The organism is Lactobacillus sp. wkB8 (assembly GCF_000761135.1).
Classification (GTDB): domain Bacteria; phylum Bacillota; class Bacilli; order Lactobacillales; family Lactobacillaceae; genus Lactobacillus; species Lactobacillus helsingborgensis.
Window position 1 is genome coordinate 1612882 of sequence record NZ_CP009531.1, and the last position, 18360, is coordinate 1631241.

Below are 18360 nucleotides of genomic sequence, written 5' to 3' on the forward strand. Positions count from 1 at the left end.
CTACTTTTACTCAATAAAAAATAAGATTTAGCAAAGTCGCTCATTAATTTGAGCGATTTTTTGCTTTTATCAATCAACCTATGTTTAAATAGCTTTATGAAAAAGAACAGATTTTCCTTTAAAGCTATTTTGATTTTATTCTTTGGGGTCTTCTTACTCGGATTAGTTTTTGCCTTCTGTAACTCGTCTGGTTTTAAAGACCGCTATGATTGGTTAACACTAAAGTCTACTCAAAAATTAGACGTGCCATTAGAAAATCAATATCCTGACCTGCCTAATGGCTGTGAAGTAACCTCTTTATCAATGCTTTTGCGTTACTATGGTATTAAAGTTAATAAACTTGACCTCTCAGAAAATATTAAACATGTGTCTTCATACACTGATAATGGCAAGTACCGGGGTAACCCCCATGTGGGCTTTGTTGGTTATATGAGTCAGGCAAATGCCGGCTGGTGTGTTTATAACGAACCGTTAGAACAAGTTGGACTTAAATATACAAACCGCATTAGAAATTTCACTAACCATGACTTTATCCAAGTAATAAAATTAGTTTCTGATGGTCATCCAGTTCTAATCATTACAACGACCAATTTTAACCATGTAGGTGACATGCAAACTTGGCAAACAGCTCAAGGAGAAGTTCACGTCACTCCTTCTTCACATGCTTGTGTCATCACGGGCTTTGATAAAAAAACACGTATTGTTTACGTAAATGATCCTTTTGGTCATAAAAATAAAGCAATTCCGTGGAAAAATTTGGAAAGAAGCTTTAACCAACAAGGAAAGCAAGCCTTATATTTAGAGTAAAAAAGAGCAGATTCAATTAAGAATCTGCTCTTTTTAAATCGAGGCCCATTAATAAATAATAGGTGACTACTTCTGTTCACATCAGGTTGGTCAACCACCAGCACTTCCCGTGCCTGCCACTTAAGACGGGTGTCCTCATACAAATACGCATCTCGCGTTTTTGTCGACTCGCATTAATTATTATACTTATTTGATTTGTTTTTGTAAAATTTTTTTATCCTAAAAAAGATTTCAACACACATGTTGGATAAAAGCATACCCAAAGCTATTGAGCCGGTTACTATTATTACACGTAAAACCGCGTCATTAGCGCCTCTAAGATTGCCTGAAGTCAATTCACGTACTGCTTGATAAGCCGGAACTCCCGGTACAAGAGGAACAATCGCGGGAATATAAAAAACTGTGGCCGGGCATTTTTTCATTCGCGCAAAAACTATACCCAAAATGCCAATAGCAAATGAACCTAGAAGATTTGACAAAAGACGACCCATCGAAGCACGCATCGCCAGCCAGTAGATTATCCAACTGGTGACACCACTGATACCGGCAAGATTAATTACGCGCCGGGGTACATTGATTGTCAAAGCAAATCCCGCGGAAGCCAAATAGGCAAATGCAATATTAATTAATAATTCAATTCCAAATGACATTTTTATGCTCCCAAAAATTTTAAAACAATACCGACGCCGCCACCTAGTGCAAATGCAGTTAAAAGGGCTTCACAAATCTTGACCATCCCCGAAAGAATATCACCTTTAAATAAATCCCGTAGTGCATTCGTTAAGGCTAAGCCGGGAACTAGCGGCATTAGCGCTCCCGTTAAAATATGGTCGATGATCATTTGCGGAAAGATATGGACTAACCCTGCCGCTAACACTGTCATAATTACCGCTGCCACCAATTCAGACAAGAATTTAACATTTGTAAATCGTTTAAAATAATAAAAAGAAATAAAACCGGTTGCACCAACTATTGCGGCCGCCGGAAAGTCAATCCAGTCATAATTATTCATAAACATAACCATAAGAGTAGCACTCAAAATTGCTGCCCCAATAGTTTGCAACCAGACAGGAAAAGTAGGAAAACCACCACTGGCAATATTATTAACTTCGCGCTTAACTTCCTGCAAGGTAATTTTTTGTTCAGCAAATGCCCGTGATAAAGAATTAATCCGATCAACCAGCTCAAGATTGATATTGCGTTCATGAACTAATAGAGTTTGACAATAATTGCCGTGATCTAAGCTCATAAAAACACCGGTAGGTACGACAAACACACGTGGGTCAGGCTCACCCGCGCTCTTAGCAATTCGCATCATTGTATCTTCGACCCGGTACATTTCACTGCCGCCCTCAATCATTAATTCTCCAGCGGTTAGGCAGGTATCAAGCAAATCTTGATAAAAGGTCTCACCTCGTTTAGTAGCATTCATCTTATTACCTCAAATTTTATTCATAGTTTCAATATCAATAGTTTTATCAATCCAATTGCCCTGGAAAAAGTCGCGTTCATGGCTAACGATAATAACTCCTCCTGGGAATTTGACAATCGCTTGTCGCAAGGCATCTTTAGCATCACGGTCCAAATGATTGGTGGGCTCATCTAAAAATAATAAATTAGCAGGTTCAAACTGCATTTTAGCTAATTTTACCTTTTCCTGCTCTCCTCCAGATAATTTTTTTAAGGGACTCATAGCTTGCTGGGCGCTAACTCCCAACCTTGCTAAAGCACCTCTTAATTCCTTAGGCTTGATGCGGTTAAAATTTTCCTGTAAATATTGCAGCGGCGTCATATTATTGTTAGGCCAGGTCAAATCCTGTTTAAAATAAGCAATTTTAGCAGTTTCAGATAATTTAAATGTACCAAATATCGGATCAATTTGATCAAGTAGAGTTTTTAACAAAGTCGTCTTACCAATACCGTTAAAACCAGTAATAGCAACTTTTTCATTGCCGCCCACTGAAAAGTTAAACGCCTCTTTGACAAGAGCATGATCATAACCGATTACTAGATCCTGCGTCTGCAAAAGTAAATTAGCAGCTGTTGCAACATAAGGAAACGTAAAGTGGGGCTTATGGTTTCCTTTAGGCGGGGTTAACACTTCCATTTTAGCAAGCTGTCTTGCACGCGATTTTGCACTTTTAGAACGGGTACCTGCCTTATTTTTACGGATATATGCCTCGGTTTTAGCAATTTTGCGCTGCTGGTTGCTATAGGCTTTCATGTATGTCTCACGGTTAGCCTCTTTTTGGCGCATTGCTTGCTTAAGCGAGCCAGTATAACGAGTGATTGTCCCCAGATCGATATCAATAATACAATTCGCAATCCTACCTAAAAAATCATAATCATGACTTACAACAATAAAAGCACCAGTGAAGTCATTGAGATAATCAACTAGCCAATCTATATGAGAAACATCCAGATAATTGGTAGGTTCGTCTAAAAGTAAAACCTCCGGCTTTTGCAATAATAACTTAGCCAGAATGATTTTCGACCTTTGACCACCAGAAAGCTCACTGACATCATGGTCATATCCTAGTTCTGCTAACCCCAATCCAGAAGCAACACGCTCTATTTCAGTGTCTATGCCGTAAAAATCACTTTCTTCCAAAAAAGTCTGTACTTTGCCTGCCTTTTCAAGCAAAGAATCATCACCAGTTACCGCATATTTTTCATATAAAGCATTAAGCTCTTTCTCTTTATGATAAAGTTGTGCAAAAGCTGTGCGTAAAAATTGGCGGATAGTTACACCCTGCTTTAATTTAGCATATTGATCAAGATAGCCAACCGTTACCTTATTTTGCCATTTTACCTGTCCTTCGTCAGGAAGTATTTCGCCAGTTAAAATTTTAATCAAGGTAGATTTACCAACACCGTTTTGACCAGTAACTCCCATGTGATCTTCTTTATTGAGAACAAAACTGCTGTTTTCGTATAATGTCTTGTCTTCAAAGCCCTGTCCCAAATTTTTAACTGTGAGTAAACTCATCCTACATCTCCCTTGGTTTATTTAAAATATCTCACTTGTATTAGAGCTAACCTACCATTGCCCTATATGCGCGCAAATTAAAAAAGATGGGCGATTTACCCATCTTTTACTTTCTTTCTTGTTCATATTTCTGCAGAGCATCCAATATTTTAGGCCAATAACGCTTAGGCAAAATTAATTGCAGTTTATTATTGTAAATTGGAAAGTCGCTTGCTTTCATTCCAGTAATATTAGCTAAATCTTCATTAGTTAAATGAAATTCACGTGTAATCCGTTTGATTTCAGCAGAAGCATGTCCCCGAAACCAGGAAAGAATAAAGAAAAATAAGGCAAATACGCTTGCAACCAAAATTGAGATTGACAGATTCCAGTGCAACGTGCGTAAGCAAATGAATATTACGGCAATAAACGCAATAAGTGCTGATATTGTCCCATAAGCAATTAAAAACGTCGATTGCTTACGCATGTTTATTTTCCTCCTTCTTTAAGAAATAACTATTAACCAGTAGTATTATTGCCACCAGTATTTCCCGTAGAATTGTTATTTGTTTCATCAGTTACTACTGAATGATAAATTTGATAATTCGTAAACGGATTAGGGTCCTTCCATTTAATATGGTTATTTTGCTCGTTTAGCTTGTTGAGCTTCGTTTCATCATTATCCAATACTTTCTTTTCTAAGTCAAGATTGGCACGTATCTTGTCAGATGCCTTTTGTAATTGCTGAGTAGAGGCAACTTGAATGGAAGAACCATTGATCCAGGCATCGTGACCTTGAATATAACCGCTAGCAATGTTTTCAGAGCAGCCACGGTAAGTGAGCGCTAGAGCCAACATGTCATTGAAAGTCAGGTTTGTTTTGACATACTTAGAAAAAATATTAACTAGTTTACGGTAATTAGCAATTGAGTCAACAGAAATTGCCTTATGAACGACCGCTGTAATGACTTGCCTCTGGCGCATTTGTCTACCATAATCACCTCGAGGATCATCATGACGCATTCTGACATAAGCAACTGCGTGACGCCCGTTTAAATGTTGTTTTCCTTTATGAAAATCGCACCAATCATAAGAAAAACTAAATGGTACTTTAACGTCGACTCCCCCAACCGCATTAACCAAGCTCTTTAACGCCTTCATATTAACTTCAACATAATAATGAATTGGTACGCCAATTAAAGCAGAAACTGTTCTCATAGAAGCAGAGCTGCCGCCAACGCCATAAGCTGAATTAACCCGAAACATGTTGTACTTATTTCCCGGATCACCTAAAATGTTAGCAAGGGTATCACGAGGAATAGAAGTCATTGTCGCTTTATTCTTACTAGGATTGGCAGTAGCTAAAATAATAGTGTCCGAATTGCCTTTATCGTGGCGCCCCTCTAGTCCCTGATCGACACCAAGAATCAAAACGGAAATCGGCTGCTTGTTGGCAATTCTAGCAGAAGTGGCATAGTTGCCACCATTACCATCTATTGCGCTATGTAAAGCAAAATACATATGAGCTACCCAAGCTAAACCAAAGCTGACACATAGAACCAATAAAATACCAACTATTCGGGCACAAACACTACCTTTAAAAACCTTAGACGGTGCTGCTAAAGCAAGATTACGATGAAGATTCAGAGAAGAACGCTTTTTATGATAGTCCTCTCTGCGTTTTGAGTTTGAATTCATTACTCTATTTAATCCCTTTCGTAGTTTTCCATGTTATATTTTTATCACTTTCAAACTTGAATTAAAATAATATCACTTATAATTAATAATATCTTATTTTTTATTCTTTAGTATAATTTACTTAAATAGATCAAAAAAGGAGAATTTATATGACAATTCCTAAAAGAAAAGACGTCCCTGAAAATCTTAAATGGGACTTAACCAGAATATTCAAATCTGATGAAGACTGGGAAGATGAATATACACGTGTTAAAAAAGAAATACCAGCTTTAAGCACTATCAAAGATAATTTTACTACTTCGGGAACCTCTTTATATGACGGGATTACGCAAATATTTGCAGTTACTCGCCACTTGGAAAAAGTTTATACTTATGCCAGTTTGTCCAGTGATGTCGATACCAAAGATGCCCACTATTTAGGTTTAGTTTCTCAAGTACAAGGACTAGGTAATCAATTTGATGCCGCTACCGCTTTTATGGCTCCTGCAATTTTAAGCCTTTCCCCTGAGAAATTAGCCGCCTTTAAACGCGAAGAACCAAGACTAGCTGATTACAATCATTTATTGGATCAGATTACCAGAATGCGACCATATACTTTATCTGCTCAAGAAGAAAAATTAGTTGCCGATGCTGGAGATGCAATGTCTGCTTCTGAAAACACCTATAATGTGCTGACTAATTCGGATATGGAATTTGGTTATACGCAAAATGATGACGGCGAAATGGTGCAATTATCGGAAGGACTATATTCCCTACTAATCCAATCGCAAAACAGAACTATCCGCAAGGAAGCTTTTGACGCCATGTATGCCACATATGGTCAATACCAAAACTCATTGGCGGCCACTCTTTCTGGAGTAGTCAAGAAGCATAACTATTATGCGCGCGTTCATCATTATAAATCAGCCCGCGATTGCGCGATTAACGAAAACAATGTACCGGCAGCTGTTTACGATACCTTAATTGCAGAGGTAAACAAGCATATAGACTTACTACATGAATATGTGGCTCTGCGTAAACAAATTTTAGGTTTAAAAGACCTGCAAATGTGGGACATCTATGTGCCCCTGACAGGCAAACCATCTTTAAGCTATACATTTGACTCAGCCAAAGCGGAAGCGCAAAAAGCGTTGCAACCACTTGGAGCAGATTATTTAAAACAGGTAGACTATATTTTCAATAATCGGGTAATTGATGTCGTTGAATCAAAAAATAAAGTTACAGGGGCTTATTCTGGTGGCTGCTATGATACGGACGCTTACGAACTCCTTAACTGGGAGGATAATATTGATTCTCTGTATACTTTAGTACACGAAACGGGACATTCAGTTCACAGTATGTATACGAGACAAAATCAGCCTTACGTTTATGGTAATTATCCTATATTTGTTGCCGAAATTGCTTCAACTACTAACGAAAACATCTTAACCGAATACTTTTTAGCCCATGTAAAAGATCCTAAAACACGTGCCTTTGTTCTTAATTACTACTTGGACTCATTTAAAGGGACTTTATTCAGACAAGCTCAATTCGCCGAATTTGAACAAAAAATTCACGAAATGGATGCTCAGGGTGAGCCTTTAACTGCTGACCGGCTAAATAAATGCTATGGTGAACTTAACCAGCGCTACTATGGCGATTGCGTTGAACCGGGCGGAGAAATTGCCAAAGAGTGGACCAGAATCCCCCACTTTTACTACAATTTCTACGTCTACCAGTATGCTACAGGTTTTGCTGCAGCTACAGCTCTGGCTAATAACGTTGTTCATGGCACCGAAGAACAAACAACAGCTTACATTAACTTTTTAAAATCTGGTTCAAGTGACTATCCGGTTGAAATCATGAAAAAAGCAGGCGTTGACATGACTCAACCTGAATATTTGGAAGAAGCATTTGCCACTTTTGCCAAACGCTTAGCTGAATTTAAGGAAATTGTTCAAAATAATTTCAGTTAATACTTGCAACTTTTAACAACAAATAATATAACAAGTATGTAAAATTATAATTTCTTACATCAAAAAACCCACTTCTGACTCATTCAAGAAGCGGGTTTTATTTTTTATTTATATATTTGAATTCCAGAATCCCCATGCCAATTCTTGATAAAGACGGCACCCATCTAAATACGCTGCTATTTCAACAAATTCATTTGGTTCATGGTCCGTTGTTCCTGCTGCAGGTCCTAGAATAATAATAGGAAAATCTCCTGCTTGAATATATTCCGAAGCATCTGTCGCACCGGTTCCAGCTGTAAACTGGCTCGGCCGCCCGATTTTCTGCTCCACCACTTGCCGTGCCAGTTTAGCTAATTTACTTCCAGATTGGTCAGGAAGTGGCACTTCAGGAAAGCTGTAGCGGATATTAAGCTGCGCTCCTTGTTCATTGAGATCAGCAACAATACGTTCAAGTTCAGCGTAAATTTGCTGGTTAGGATATAAAGGTGTCGTTCTAATATTGCCTGATAACCAAGCTCTGTCAGGCACTGAATTAATTTGACTGCCACCATGAATTTGACTAATTACGTGTGTTAAAGATCCTAAAACGGGATCTTGCTTTTGGTGACTAGACATTAATTGCTGAGCCTCTTGAACAAAAGAAATAAGAGGCATAATGGCATTTTTACCCTTTTCAGGAGTTGAAGAATGAACGCACTCTCCTTGAGAGTAGACATAATAATCAATCACTCCCTTATGTGTAACGCGAACATCAAAGTTCGAGGGCTCGCCAATTACCAATCCGTCTAAATCAGAGGCGTAACCTTCCTTAACTAGTTGGGCTGCGCCATATTCTCCGGTTTCTTCACCTACAGAAGCTAACAGTCTAATACGTCCCGGCAAATCCTTACCACTTTCAAGTAAGTCCAGCATTGCTACTACCATCGCTGCCAGACCAGATTTCATATCACTTGCGCCTCGACCATAAATTTTGTCATCTTTAATAGTGGGTGTAAACGGCGGTGTTTGCCAGTTAGACAATTCTCCTGCAGAAACCACATCTTCATGTCCAGAAAAGCCCAGAAGCGGACCATGATCACCAATCGTAATAACCAGATTATCTCTACCAGCAGAATAAGGCACTCTAACAATCTGAACAGAATACTGTTCAAACAATGAAGTCAGATAGTCAGCAACCAAACTCTCATGGTCATTAGCTGAATTTATCGCCATTAAGTCCGTCAGAATTTTAAGTGCACGCACTTTTTCCATATCTATCTCCTTTTTATGCTTCTAGCACTCTTGCTAAAAAGTCCTGAGCGCGCTGAGTCTGTGGCTGAGTAAAAAATTGTTGGGGAGCAGCTTTTTCTTGAATATACCCATCCGCCATAAACCATACTTCATCTGCCACATTTTTAGCAAAACCCATTTCGTGAGTTACTACTACCATAGTCATCCCTTTTTGCGCCAAATCCTGCATGACTTTAAGTACTTCTCCTACCATTTCTGGATCAAGAGCAGATGTCGGCTCATCAAAAAGCATCACTTCTGGATCCATTGCTAGGGCACGTGCTATAGCAACACGCTGCTGCTGACCTCCTGACAGACTAGCTGGAAAAGCGTCGGCTTTATCTTCCAAGCCTACTTGCCGCAAAAGCTCAAGTCCCTTAGCTTCAGCATCTTTACTGGACATACCTTTTACTTTCATTGGTGCTAGCTTGATATTTTCAATAATACTCATATGCGGGAACAAGTTAAACTGCTGAAACACCATCCCCATTTTTTCACGTAATTGATCAAGTTGGTCTTCACTCAGTGCGGTCAATTCCTTATTTTCAAAAATGACTTTGCCGGATGACGGTTGATCTAACAAGTTCAAGCAGCGCAAAAAAGTACTTTTCCCAGCACCAGATGGACCAATTAAGCAGATAACCTGTCCCTCATTGACCTCTGCATTAATATCTTTGAGGACTTTATTATTGCCAAAGTTTTTTTGCAAATGTTCAACTTTTATTACCGGTGATTTATCAGTCATGATTCATTTTCCTTTCAAATACTTTCATTAAGCTGGACAGGCCAAAAGTAATGATGAAATATAAAATCATTGTAATTACCAATGGCATAACCCCGCGGTATGTATCGGCTTGAACTATCCGTGATTGATAAATTAAATCTTTAACACCAATTACCGAAACTATGGAGCTTTCCTTAATCAACGACACAAACTCATTTCCCAGAGCTGGCCAAATATTTTTCATTGCCTGGGGCATTATGACATAGCGCATAGTGGCAGTGCGAGAAAGTCCGAGAGAACGAGAAGCTTCTGTTTGACCAACAGCGATGGAGCTAATTCCCGAACGAATAACTTCTGCCACATAGGCAGCTGAATTAAGGGAAACCGCAATAATACCAGACAGTAAGGCTGGAATATTGATGATTAAGCCTAGTCCAAAATAAATAAATAATAGTTGTACCATCAAAGGCGTCCCGCGGACAAATTCAACGTATGCAGTGGCAACAGACCGTGCTATTTGGTTACGACCTAGGCGCATAAATGCCAATATTGCCCCTAGTAAAAAGCCGAAAAATACTGAAATAGCAGAAATAAACAAGGTATACCCTACACCAGCAATAAAGAAATCTTTATATGCCCACATGGAGTTAGAAGCCTTGGCCTCTTTTTTGCTTTTGCCTCCAGCTAAATACTTACCTGCCTTAGGTAAATATTTTTGGTTAATTAAATCTTTTTGCTTAATTTCAGCAATTGATTTATTAGCTTGTCTAACTAAACTCTTAGCTCCTTTATGAAAAGCAATTGAGGAGCCGGCAGAATTAACCTTAAAGCCAGACGGAATGACCATAATCCCCGAAGTATTTTTGGCAAAAGCTTCTGCCGTAGCCTTATCCACGGCGACCGCATCGAACTTGTGCGTTTTTAAACCAAGGACTAAATCATTATCTTTATCCATGGTTTTCAACTTGGATTTCTTAGCCTGCTGCTTAATTAAAGTAGCTTGCATACTGCCAGTTTGGGCACCTATAGCCTTACCAGCAAAAGATTTATAATCGTGATATTTATCCTGATCTTCAGTCCTGATCAACAGGTTTTGACCACTTTTATAATATGCACGGCTAAAATCTACACTTTGTGCTCTTTTTGGCGTTGCGTCCATTCCTGAAATAACCATGTCTATTTTACCAGTTTCAAGAGCGACTAATAGAGAGTCAAAATCCATTGTCCGTACGACAAGTTTCACACCCATATCGCGGGCAACCTTTTTGCCGACTTCAATATCCATGCCCACAACTTTAGATTTGCCATTAACGTTTTTGACAAATTCGTAAGGAGGAAAATCGGGACTTGTTCCCATCACCAATTCACCCTTGCGCTTGACATTTCGCAGATAATTATCAGTTCTTGCTTCCTGCTTGTCAGCTGCATTTGTTTTTTGAGGCACTAAAGTTAACATTAAAACTGTCACAAGCAGTGCTTCAATCAATCTCCACGCTTTCTTCATATTTTTCCTCCACATTTGTTTTTATGATAGCAATTATAAAGATATAAAAATAAAATTACAAATATTACTTAATGGTTATACTTTTTTAAGCAATAAAAAACCACTCCATATTCTAGTTTTAAAAGCTAAAATATGTAGAGTGGTTTTATTATTTATTTTAATTAAGCTTGTGAAGCACCAGTGACAACATCTGAACCATTTTCTTTTAATTGATTTTCAGCAGTTACTGGGTAAGGCTTAACTCTTGAAGGATCAGTATTTGACTTCAAGTTGTCAGCAGTGTAATTGATATGAGTAATCTTAGCGTGCTTGACATCTTCAATTGTCTTGCAGCCGGTTAATTGCATATCAATTAATAATTCTTGATTGAGTTGTTCAATAACTGATTGAACACCTTTAGCACCACCTAATGCTAAACCATAGAGATATGGACGACCAATACCGACCATATCGGCACCAAGAGCTAATGCCTTAAAGACATGAGAACCACGACGAACACCGGAATCAAAGACGATTGGTACACGGTGGTTAACAGCTTTAGCAATTTCAGGCAACATATCAATTGTTGCAGGACCACAGTCAACTTCACGGCCACCATGGTTAGTTACATAGATACCATCAGCACCGGCACCCATAGCCAAGTAGGCATCTTCAGCACAAACAACACCTTTAACAAATACTGGCAAACCAGACATTTCCTTAATGCGTTTAATGTCCTCTGGACCGATCTTTTGTGCAGAAGAAGCATACATTTGAGCAACAGTTTGACCTTCACCCTTTGCTCCTTGATAACGAGTAAAGAAGTCTAGTGGAACAGGGTAAGCAAACTTAGTTCTAAGGTTAGCTTCACGAAAGCCTGATACCAAAGCGTCTACAGTAAGGAAAATTCCCTTGTAGCCAGCTTTTTTAACTGCATCAAAAACCATCTTGTTAAAGCCCCAGTCTTTACTAAGGTAAAGCTGGAAGAAACGTGGAGCATCTGGTGCAGCAGCTGCTATATCCTCAACGCTCTTGTTAGCGTATGTACTAGATGAGAATAATGCACCTGCTGCAGCAGCACCCTTCTGAGTGGCAATCTCCGCATCCTTGTGAGCGATGCCGTGACAAGCAATTGGTGAAATCATCACTGGTGTTTTTAACTTCATACCCATAAACTCAGTATCAAGTTGTGGGTGATCCATATTAGTCAAAGCACGTGGGACAATTTGAAAATGATTAAAGGCAGAGATGTTATTACGCCATGTCCATTCATTTTCAGAACCAGAAGCAATGTAATAATATGCCCCTTCCGGCATGACCTTCTTTGCACGTTCCTCGAGTTCATCGAGATTAATCATATCGATTGCTTCATCACGATCGCTTTGGGGAAAACCGTTATAATATGATGTCATTTTAAAAACTCCTTTTTCTATAATATTTCCACTTCCTATTATACATGTAAATGCTTACAAAAGTTAGTGAAATTTAAAAAGAAATGTTCAAATAACGGCGTTATAACTGTATAATTTTTCACAAGATAGTGAAAAGCAAACTTTTAAATGAAAATTACTTAGATACCCTATAGTTTATGCTTGATAATATGTGTGAAATAGGTAACAAGGTATACTGCAACCTCGAAAACCGCTATAAAAAATGTAACGGGTAAATTAGTAATATAGCCTAAATATAGTCCCAGCCATACGCCAATCAACGCAAAAAAGACGGACCAAGCGATCATTGCTGGAATGGTTTTGCCAAGATAATTGGCAGTTGCCGGCGGTAGAGTTAACAAAATAAAAACTAACAGTGAGCCAACAATTTGGGCACCAATTGAAACAGACATTGCCAAAGCAATTAAAAAAATTACACTGATGAAATTAGTTTTTACCCCGTGCGCAAGAGCACCAATATGGTCAAAAGAATCAAAGTTTAATTGCCGCTGAATGCTAAAAATTAAGAGCAGCACAATAATTGATAAAATTACCAGTTGCATTACACCCTGATGATCTACTCCAATGATGCTGCCAAACAAAATATTGGTGGCGTAATTACTATTTGCGCCAGAAACTGCTAGAAAAAGCACACCTAAACCAGTAAATAATGCAGAAATTGCACTAATTGATGATTCTTTTTGCTCACTGTGAAGGGACAGCTCGCCAACACCAATTGAACCAAGCAAAGTAAATAAAAGCATTCCCCATAAAGGTCCAATTCCCAACCAAACGGCAAATGCTGCTCCGGCAAAACCAATTTCTGACAGCGTATGTGCCAGAAAACTAAAATTACGTGCAACAACATAGACACCGACAGTACCACAAGTTATTGCAATAAACGTACTTGCCAAAAAGGCATTTCTCATAAATCCGTATGCAAACATTATTCGTATGCCTCCTTAAATTGAGACATTTCACCTTGCTCAATTTGACCGTGATTTAAATACAAATAATTTTGCATATACTTACGCGCTAATGAAACATCATGAGTGACAAACAAAACAGTAATTTTATGTTTGCCATTTAAATGCTTGATTAATTTCATTAACTCATCCTTAGCCATAGGATCAAGACTTGCGGTGGCTTCATCCAAAATAATAACATTAGGATTATCAAGTAGAGCCTGGGCTAGATATGCACGCTGCTTTTGCCCGCCAGATGCTTCACCCATACGTGTATTCCTAATTTGATATAAATTAGTTTCCTCTAACTGCTTTTTAATTGCCTTTTTTGTAGCACTATTTTTGACAACCGGAGCATTCAAACCGATAAAAGCTTCAATTGATAACGGATATTCTGCGTCAATATTGCGAAATTGCGGCACATATCCTAAACGAACCGCATCAGCAAATTTAAATGTACCCGCACTTGGTGTGAGCATATTCATCAGAATATTGATTAAAGTTGTTTTCCCTGTTCCGTTAGGCCCTAAAAGCGCGGTCATTGAACCCTTTTTTAACTTAAAATTCAAGTCTTTAAAAACAGTATACTTGTCAAATCTCATAGTGAGATTTGTTACTTCTAAAACATCTGACAATTTATATTCCTTTATTCCTTACTTTTTACTTAAAATTGCCCACTTTGATAAATTGATTAACATCAATTGGGTAATACTTACGACCCTTAATTTTTACTCGTCCACCATAGGTGCGGACATAATTACCACGATATAATTTACCCGTGCCAATTCGTTGACCAGTACCATCATAAATAAACGCATTGTGACTCAAGCGCTGCAATTTGCCTTCTACGTTGCTGGCAACTACATATTGGTTAATGCCGATCTGCAGATATTTTCTCTTTTTAATGGTCTGATTGCCGTAAATAGTTAATTTGGTCCCTGCTTTTTTAGTTGGTAGTTTAGTTGCCACGCCATTTTCATCATATACCAATGCATTATGGATCAGAATTTTTGTACCAGTCGGATTTGGTAGAATATTTGAAACTGGCTTTTTAGCAGGCTTATTGGTTTCAACAGGCTTAGTAACCACTGGATCAGAAGCAGCAATACCAGTATCAGTAGTTGAAGACCCTTGACCATAATAGTATTTAACCAGATCGAAGAAATCATCCATTGAATAACCCCATTTAGCAAAATAGCCATCAGGGTCGGTATGATCTGTTCCTCCTAAGAATGTAGACACAGCATGGTGCGACCATATTGTTCCTTGACCATCATGAACAGCATTATCAGGGACTAAATTGTACTTGTGTAAAATTTGCGCAACATAAATGGCATCATTATTGACCCCTTTAGCAAAATCTGCCAGATTATTTTCTTCACATAATTCGACTTGAACAAAGCGGTTGTTTGCTACAGGACCAGCACCCCAAACACCATAGTCTGGACTAGTCATTTGAATAACGCCTGTTTTATCTACAAAGGCATGAACGTAAGCATAAATATTCATCCACTCTCTATTAAAGTAGATAGCTTCGTTATGCGCTGTAGCATTAGGCGTAGCAGTTTCATGAATAACTACGCCCTCAGGCTTACCATTACGATAATTAATAGGGTTGGCGGAAGAAAAATCATTATATTGCACGCCTTCTTGAGCCAGCATTTGGTCCAAATATGTCACGCCACCATAGGAATTTTGTTTTGCAGTATCATTGATTGTACTTGCTTGGACCACTAATGACTCTGGAGCTGCTACAGTTGCGATGCTTGCACCTAATGCCAAAGCAGCAATTAACTTTTTCATTTTGCTTCCCCCTTATAACTTTATTTTTGAGCGACCTTAATCAAATCTTGGTAGCTATCTTTCATCCAATCAAGATAATTAGTATTATCTGGGATGGTTTCTCTTACCTTTAAAATACGAATATTATTCTTTTCTGCTAATTTAATAAAATTATTAACCGTAGAACTTGAGGTCTGTTCATTAACTACAAAAAATGCAATTTGTTGTTTTTTAAGACCCTCAGACATTTTCTGAACAGCTGCTGGACTAGGATCAGTGTTATTTTGAATTGCCTTTTCGAAATCTTTATTTGCGACTTTAATATTGACGGAAGCCAAAGCATAATCAAACACGGGCTCACTAACGTAAACAGGCTTTTTAACGTGATGGTTTAATTTAGCAGAAGACCTTTGCACGCGGGCTATCTCAGCTAAATACTTCTTACCATTCCTACGGTAATAACGTGCATGTTTAGGATCCTTTTGACTGAGCCTCTTAACTAAGTAATTAACATACTTTGTAGGCATAGTCAAATCAAACCAAATATGAGGATTAGCGCCCTTTTCAAGACCCATCAAATCTTCGCCTACTCTAATTGGCTTTTTGTCAACTGAAGAAGCAAGTTTATCCATCCAGCCGTCATAGCCTAAACCATTTTCTACAACGATATCTGCATTAGATAATCTTTTGGCATCATTAGTTGTAGGCTCAAAGTCATGTGGGTCAGCTGCTGACTTTTTGATAATAGCCTCTGCTTTACCATATTTACCGACTATGTTTTGCGCAATATCAGAATAAACATTCGTCGTAGTCATAATTGAGATTTTGTTGCTTTTATGTGGTTTTGGTGAACATGCACTTAACGTTAAAAGAACTAAGCCTAATAAGGTTGTTACAGCAAATAATTTTTTCAATTTAACAAATTTCATTATTGTTGTCATTCCTTTTCATTTTAAAGTGTAGTTTCTTTGTATGACAGCACCCTCATCAATTGAGGTACAGCCGAAAGTTACTTACAATTAATAACCATTATACACTAAAAACAGATTGCTTTGAAAGCGACACCTTAAATACTTATATTACAGTTTTATTAATGAGATAAATAAAAAGACTATTTTGTTACTATGATTAATTCAAATTAAAGTCGAGATAATCTAAAAAGCGTGCGAATAATTCGCACGCTTTAGAGTAAGTAAACAGAATATCATAAAACTATTAATTATTAACTTATAACCCAATTACATGGGCAAAAACAGGAACTAACAAATTATCAACTAAAGCTGTTGCCACAACTGCTACAGCAGCAGTTGCTCCTTGAATGGAACCCATTTCCAAGGCAAAAGCTGAACCAATAGTGTGTCCAGCAGCACCAAGTCCCAGACCAGTTCCCAGTGGATCACTATTTAAATTAAACCACTTAACCAGCTGTTTACCTAAAGCGTAGATAACTACGGCATTAAGTATACATGCCATGGCAGTAACCGATGCGTTACCACCAATAGCTTTTGTCAGAGGCATTGCGACTGCAGTAGTAGCTGACTGGCTAAGCATTGATTTGATACCCACGGCGTCTAGACCAACTGCTTTAGCAACAAGTGTTATCAAGACCATTGAGAAAAGTGTACCGAAAACCAAACCTAGAAGAATAACCAACCAATTCTTCTTTACAACATCGTTACGCTTATACAATGGCACTGCGAAAGCAATTGTAGCTGGTGTGATAAACCAGAAAATGATGTCACCACCAGGTTTATAGGCTTTAGCATAAACGGTAGCCGTTGTTACGTCAAAGCACTTAGCTAAGATAATTAGAATTGCTATTCCTAAGACCATAGCCACAAATAATGGTTGAAAAAGGAAAAAACCTTTAGATTTTTTAAATAGCCATTGACCAATTAAAAATACAATCAGCGATAAAAATACGCCAAATAATGGATTAGTAATATATTGCATTACTTAACATCTCCTACTTTTTTATGATCGACTACATGCAATTGGCTATTAGTAACTTTGCTAATAACCCAACTAAAGAATCTTGTAGTGTAGGCAGTAACAACTAATAAAATTATTGTAGATGCAATTACTACTATGATTAGTTGTAATCCCTGCGTTTGCATAATCTTCAAATTTGCAGCTAATGAAATTCCAGATGGAACAAACATAAAACCAATCAGTGAGATTAATGCACTACCAAAAGAATCAACCCATTCAACTTTAATAACATGAAAGGTTAATAAAACATATAGCAAAACTAACCCAATTACTGGAGTTGGGACGGGAAAAGACTTTGGCATTAAGTCAGAAATTATTTGTGCTACAAACAAAATTGCAGCATAGATAAACATCTGAACTAAAATTGGAGCTGATTTTGTTTTTTCTTTCTTCATAAAATCAATTTCCTTTCTCATTTAAGCTTTCTTGCTTTCACATAATACGATACTGGTAAAAGTGATTTTTGTAAGCGATTTACTGGTGAATTGCAAAAAATGGCTGGTGAACTGCATTTAGGCATATTCACCAGCCATTTTAAATATTTTTACATTCCTAAGCGTTCGTTTAACTCTTTGCGGTATGACCGCCCCACTTGTATTTTGGCATCATTTACCATGATTAGCAACAAAGTATGATTAAACCAAGGCTGAATTTCCTTAATATCTTCAATATTGACGATCGCATTCCTATGAACTTGCATGAAACATGAATCTGTTAAACGCTCTTTTAGCCAAGCCAAAGTTTTTCGCGTTTCATATTTTTGCTTATTTGTTTCAATAGTCAAAATGCCATTGTTAACTGTTGCTGCCACTATTTCCAGCTTTTTAACAATCACATTACGATCTTCAAGTTCGATACTTAAAACATCGCTTTTCTTTTGTTCACGCTTCTTTAAGTTATTATCTTCAGTATTTAAAATCTTTACTGCCTTGGTTAACGCTTGATCAATCCGCTCTTGTTCAAAAGGCTTTAACACATAATCAAGCGCGCCAACATCAAACGCTTTAACAGCATAATCATCGTATGCCGTGGCAAAAACAATCATCGGAGAATAACTCAATTGTTTCAGCTCATCAGCTAATTCAAAACCATTTTCTTCATTAAGTGAGATATCTAAAAACAATAAATCAACCTTATACTTAAGTAAAATTCCTTGTGCTTCTTTGACATCCTCAGCTTGATAAAGTTTTATCTTCTGTTTTTTTAAAACAGGACTTTTTTTAATTAGATATGACAATTCAGTCCGCGCTAATGGTTCATCGTCAACCACTAAAATTTTCATTTACG

18 protein-coding genes are annotated in these 18360 nt (G+C 37.8%); 2 read left to right on the forward strand and 16 right to left on the reverse strand.

What is annotated here, in order from left to right; genetic code table 11:
* Positions 1-96 precede the first annotated feature (96 nt).
* Positions 97-807 carry a C39 family peptidase gene (locus LACWKB8_RS07560; RefSeq protein WP_038524150.1) on the forward strand — a complete coding sequence of 237 codons (711 nt, stop codon included), beginning with the start codon at positions 97-99 and terminating at the stop codon, positions 805-807.
* A gap of 173 nt (positions 808-980) precedes the next feature.
* Here the strand turns inward: LACWKB8_RS07560 and LACWKB8_RS07565 are convergent, their stop codons facing one another.
* From LACWKB8_RS07565 to LACWKB8_RS07585, 5 genes are all read right to left on the reverse strand, one after another.
* Entirely contained in the window at positions 981-1457 is a 477-nt protein-coding gene (locus LACWKB8_RS07565; protein ID WP_038524153.1) for a threonine/serine exporter family protein, read from the reverse strand.
* Between the two features lie 2 nt (positions 1458-1459).
* Positions 1460-2239 carry a threonine/serine exporter family protein gene (locus LACWKB8_RS07570; RefSeq protein WP_038524156.1) on the reverse strand — a complete coding sequence of 260 codons (780 nt, stop codon included), beginning with the start codon at positions 2237-2239 and terminating at the stop codon, positions 1460-1462.
* 9 nt (positions 2240-2248) lie between these two features.
* Positions 2249-3796, reverse strand: coding sequence for an ABC-F family ATP-binding cassette domain-containing protein (locus LACWKB8_RS07575; RefSeq protein WP_038524159.1), 1548 nt, complete (start codon positions 3794-3796; stop codon positions 2249-2251).
* 106 nt (positions 3797-3902) lie between these two features.
* Positions 3903-4262, reverse strand: a complete 360-nt coding sequence (locus LACWKB8_RS07580; protein ID WP_038524162.1) for a hypothetical protein — start codon at positions 4260-4262, stop codon at positions 3903-3905.
* A 32-nt stretch (positions 4263-4294) separates the two neighbouring features.
* Positions 4295-5473: an LCP family protein gene (locus tag LACWKB8_RS07585; RefSeq protein WP_038524165.1), complete on the reverse strand. Its 1179-nt coding sequence runs from the start codon at positions 5471-5473 to the stop codon at positions 4295-4297.
* 149 nt (positions 5474-5622) lie between these two features.
* Here LACWKB8_RS07585 and pepF point away from each other — a divergent pair, with 149 nt between their 5' ends.
* The gene (pepF, locus tag LACWKB8_RS07590; RefSeq protein ID WP_038524168.1) at positions 5623-7428 is read left to right on the forward strand and encodes an oligoendopeptidase F; all 1806 of its coding nucleotides are present in this window, start codon (positions 5623-5625) and stop codon (positions 7426-7428) included.
* 108 nt (positions 7429-7536) lie between these two features.
* Here the strand turns inward: pepF and LACWKB8_RS07595 are convergent, their stop codons facing one another.
* From LACWKB8_RS07595 to LACWKB8_RS07645, 11 genes are all read right to left on the reverse strand, one after another.
* Complete coding sequence (locus LACWKB8_RS07595; RefSeq protein WP_038524171.1) at positions 7537-8679, reverse strand: ArgE/DapE family deacylase; 1143 nt, start codon at positions 8677-8679, stop codon at positions 7537-7539.
* A gap of 13 nt (positions 8680-8692) precedes the next feature.
* Entirely contained in the window at positions 8693-9442 is a 750-nt protein-coding gene (locus LACWKB8_RS07600) for an amino acid ABC transporter ATP-binding protein (protein ID WP_038524174.1), read from the reverse strand.
* Positions 9435-10925: an ABC transporter substrate-binding protein/permease gene (locus tag LACWKB8_RS07605; RefSeq protein WP_038524177.1), complete on the reverse strand. Its 1491-nt coding sequence runs from the start codon at positions 10923-10925 to the stop codon at positions 9435-9437. Before LACWKB8_RS07605 ends, LACWKB8_RS07600 begins: the two co-directional genes overlap by 8 nt.
* 161 nt (positions 10926-11086) lie before the next feature.
* The gene (locus LACWKB8_RS07610) at positions 11087-12316 is read right to left on the reverse strand and encodes a lactate oxidase (protein WP_038524180.1); all 1230 of its coding nucleotides are present in this window, start codon (positions 12314-12316) and stop codon (positions 11087-11089) included.
* A gap of 167 nt (positions 12317-12483) precedes the next feature.
* Entirely contained in the window at positions 12484-13281 is a 798-nt protein-coding gene (locus tag LACWKB8_RS07615; RefSeq protein ID WP_038524182.1) for a metal ABC transporter permease, read from the reverse strand.
* Positions 13281-13901 carry a metal ABC transporter ATP-binding protein gene (locus tag LACWKB8_RS07620; RefSeq protein WP_038525048.1) on the reverse strand — a complete coding sequence of 207 codons (621 nt, stop codon included), beginning with the start codon at positions 13899-13901 and terminating at the stop codon, positions 13281-13283. Before LACWKB8_RS07620 ends, LACWKB8_RS07615 begins: the two co-directional genes overlap by 1 nt.
* 58 nt (positions 13902-13959) lie before the next feature.
* Positions 13960-15102 carry an SLAP domain-containing protein gene (locus tag LACWKB8_RS07625; protein ID WP_038524185.1) on the reverse strand — a complete coding sequence of 381 codons (1143 nt, stop codon included), beginning with the start codon at positions 15100-15102 and terminating at the stop codon, positions 13960-13962.
* Positions 15103-15122: 20 nt separating this feature from the next.
* Entirely contained in the window at positions 15123-16010 is an 888-nt protein-coding gene (locus LACWKB8_RS07630; protein WP_038524188.1) for a metal ABC transporter solute-binding protein, Zn/Mn family, read from the reverse strand.
* Positions 16011-16308: 298 nt separating this feature from the next.
* Positions 16309-17034, reverse strand: coding sequence for an LrgB family protein (locus LACWKB8_RS07635; protein WP_038524191.1), 726 nt, complete (start codon positions 17032-17034; stop codon positions 16309-16311).
* Positions 17034-17468 carry a CidA/LrgA family protein gene (locus LACWKB8_RS07640; RefSeq protein WP_038525050.1) on the reverse strand — a complete coding sequence of 145 codons (435 nt, stop codon included), beginning with the start codon at positions 17466-17468 and terminating at the stop codon, positions 17034-17036. Before LACWKB8_RS07640 ends, LACWKB8_RS07635 begins: the two co-directional genes overlap by 1 nt.
* Positions 17469-17617: 149 nt before the next feature.
* On the reverse strand, positions 17618-18355 hold the full coding sequence (locus LACWKB8_RS07645; protein ID WP_038524193.1) for a LytTR family transcriptional regulator DNA-binding domain-containing protein: 738 nt from the start codon (positions 18353-18355) through the stop codon (positions 17618-17620).
* Between the last annotated feature and the right edge of the window lie 5 nt (positions 18356-18360).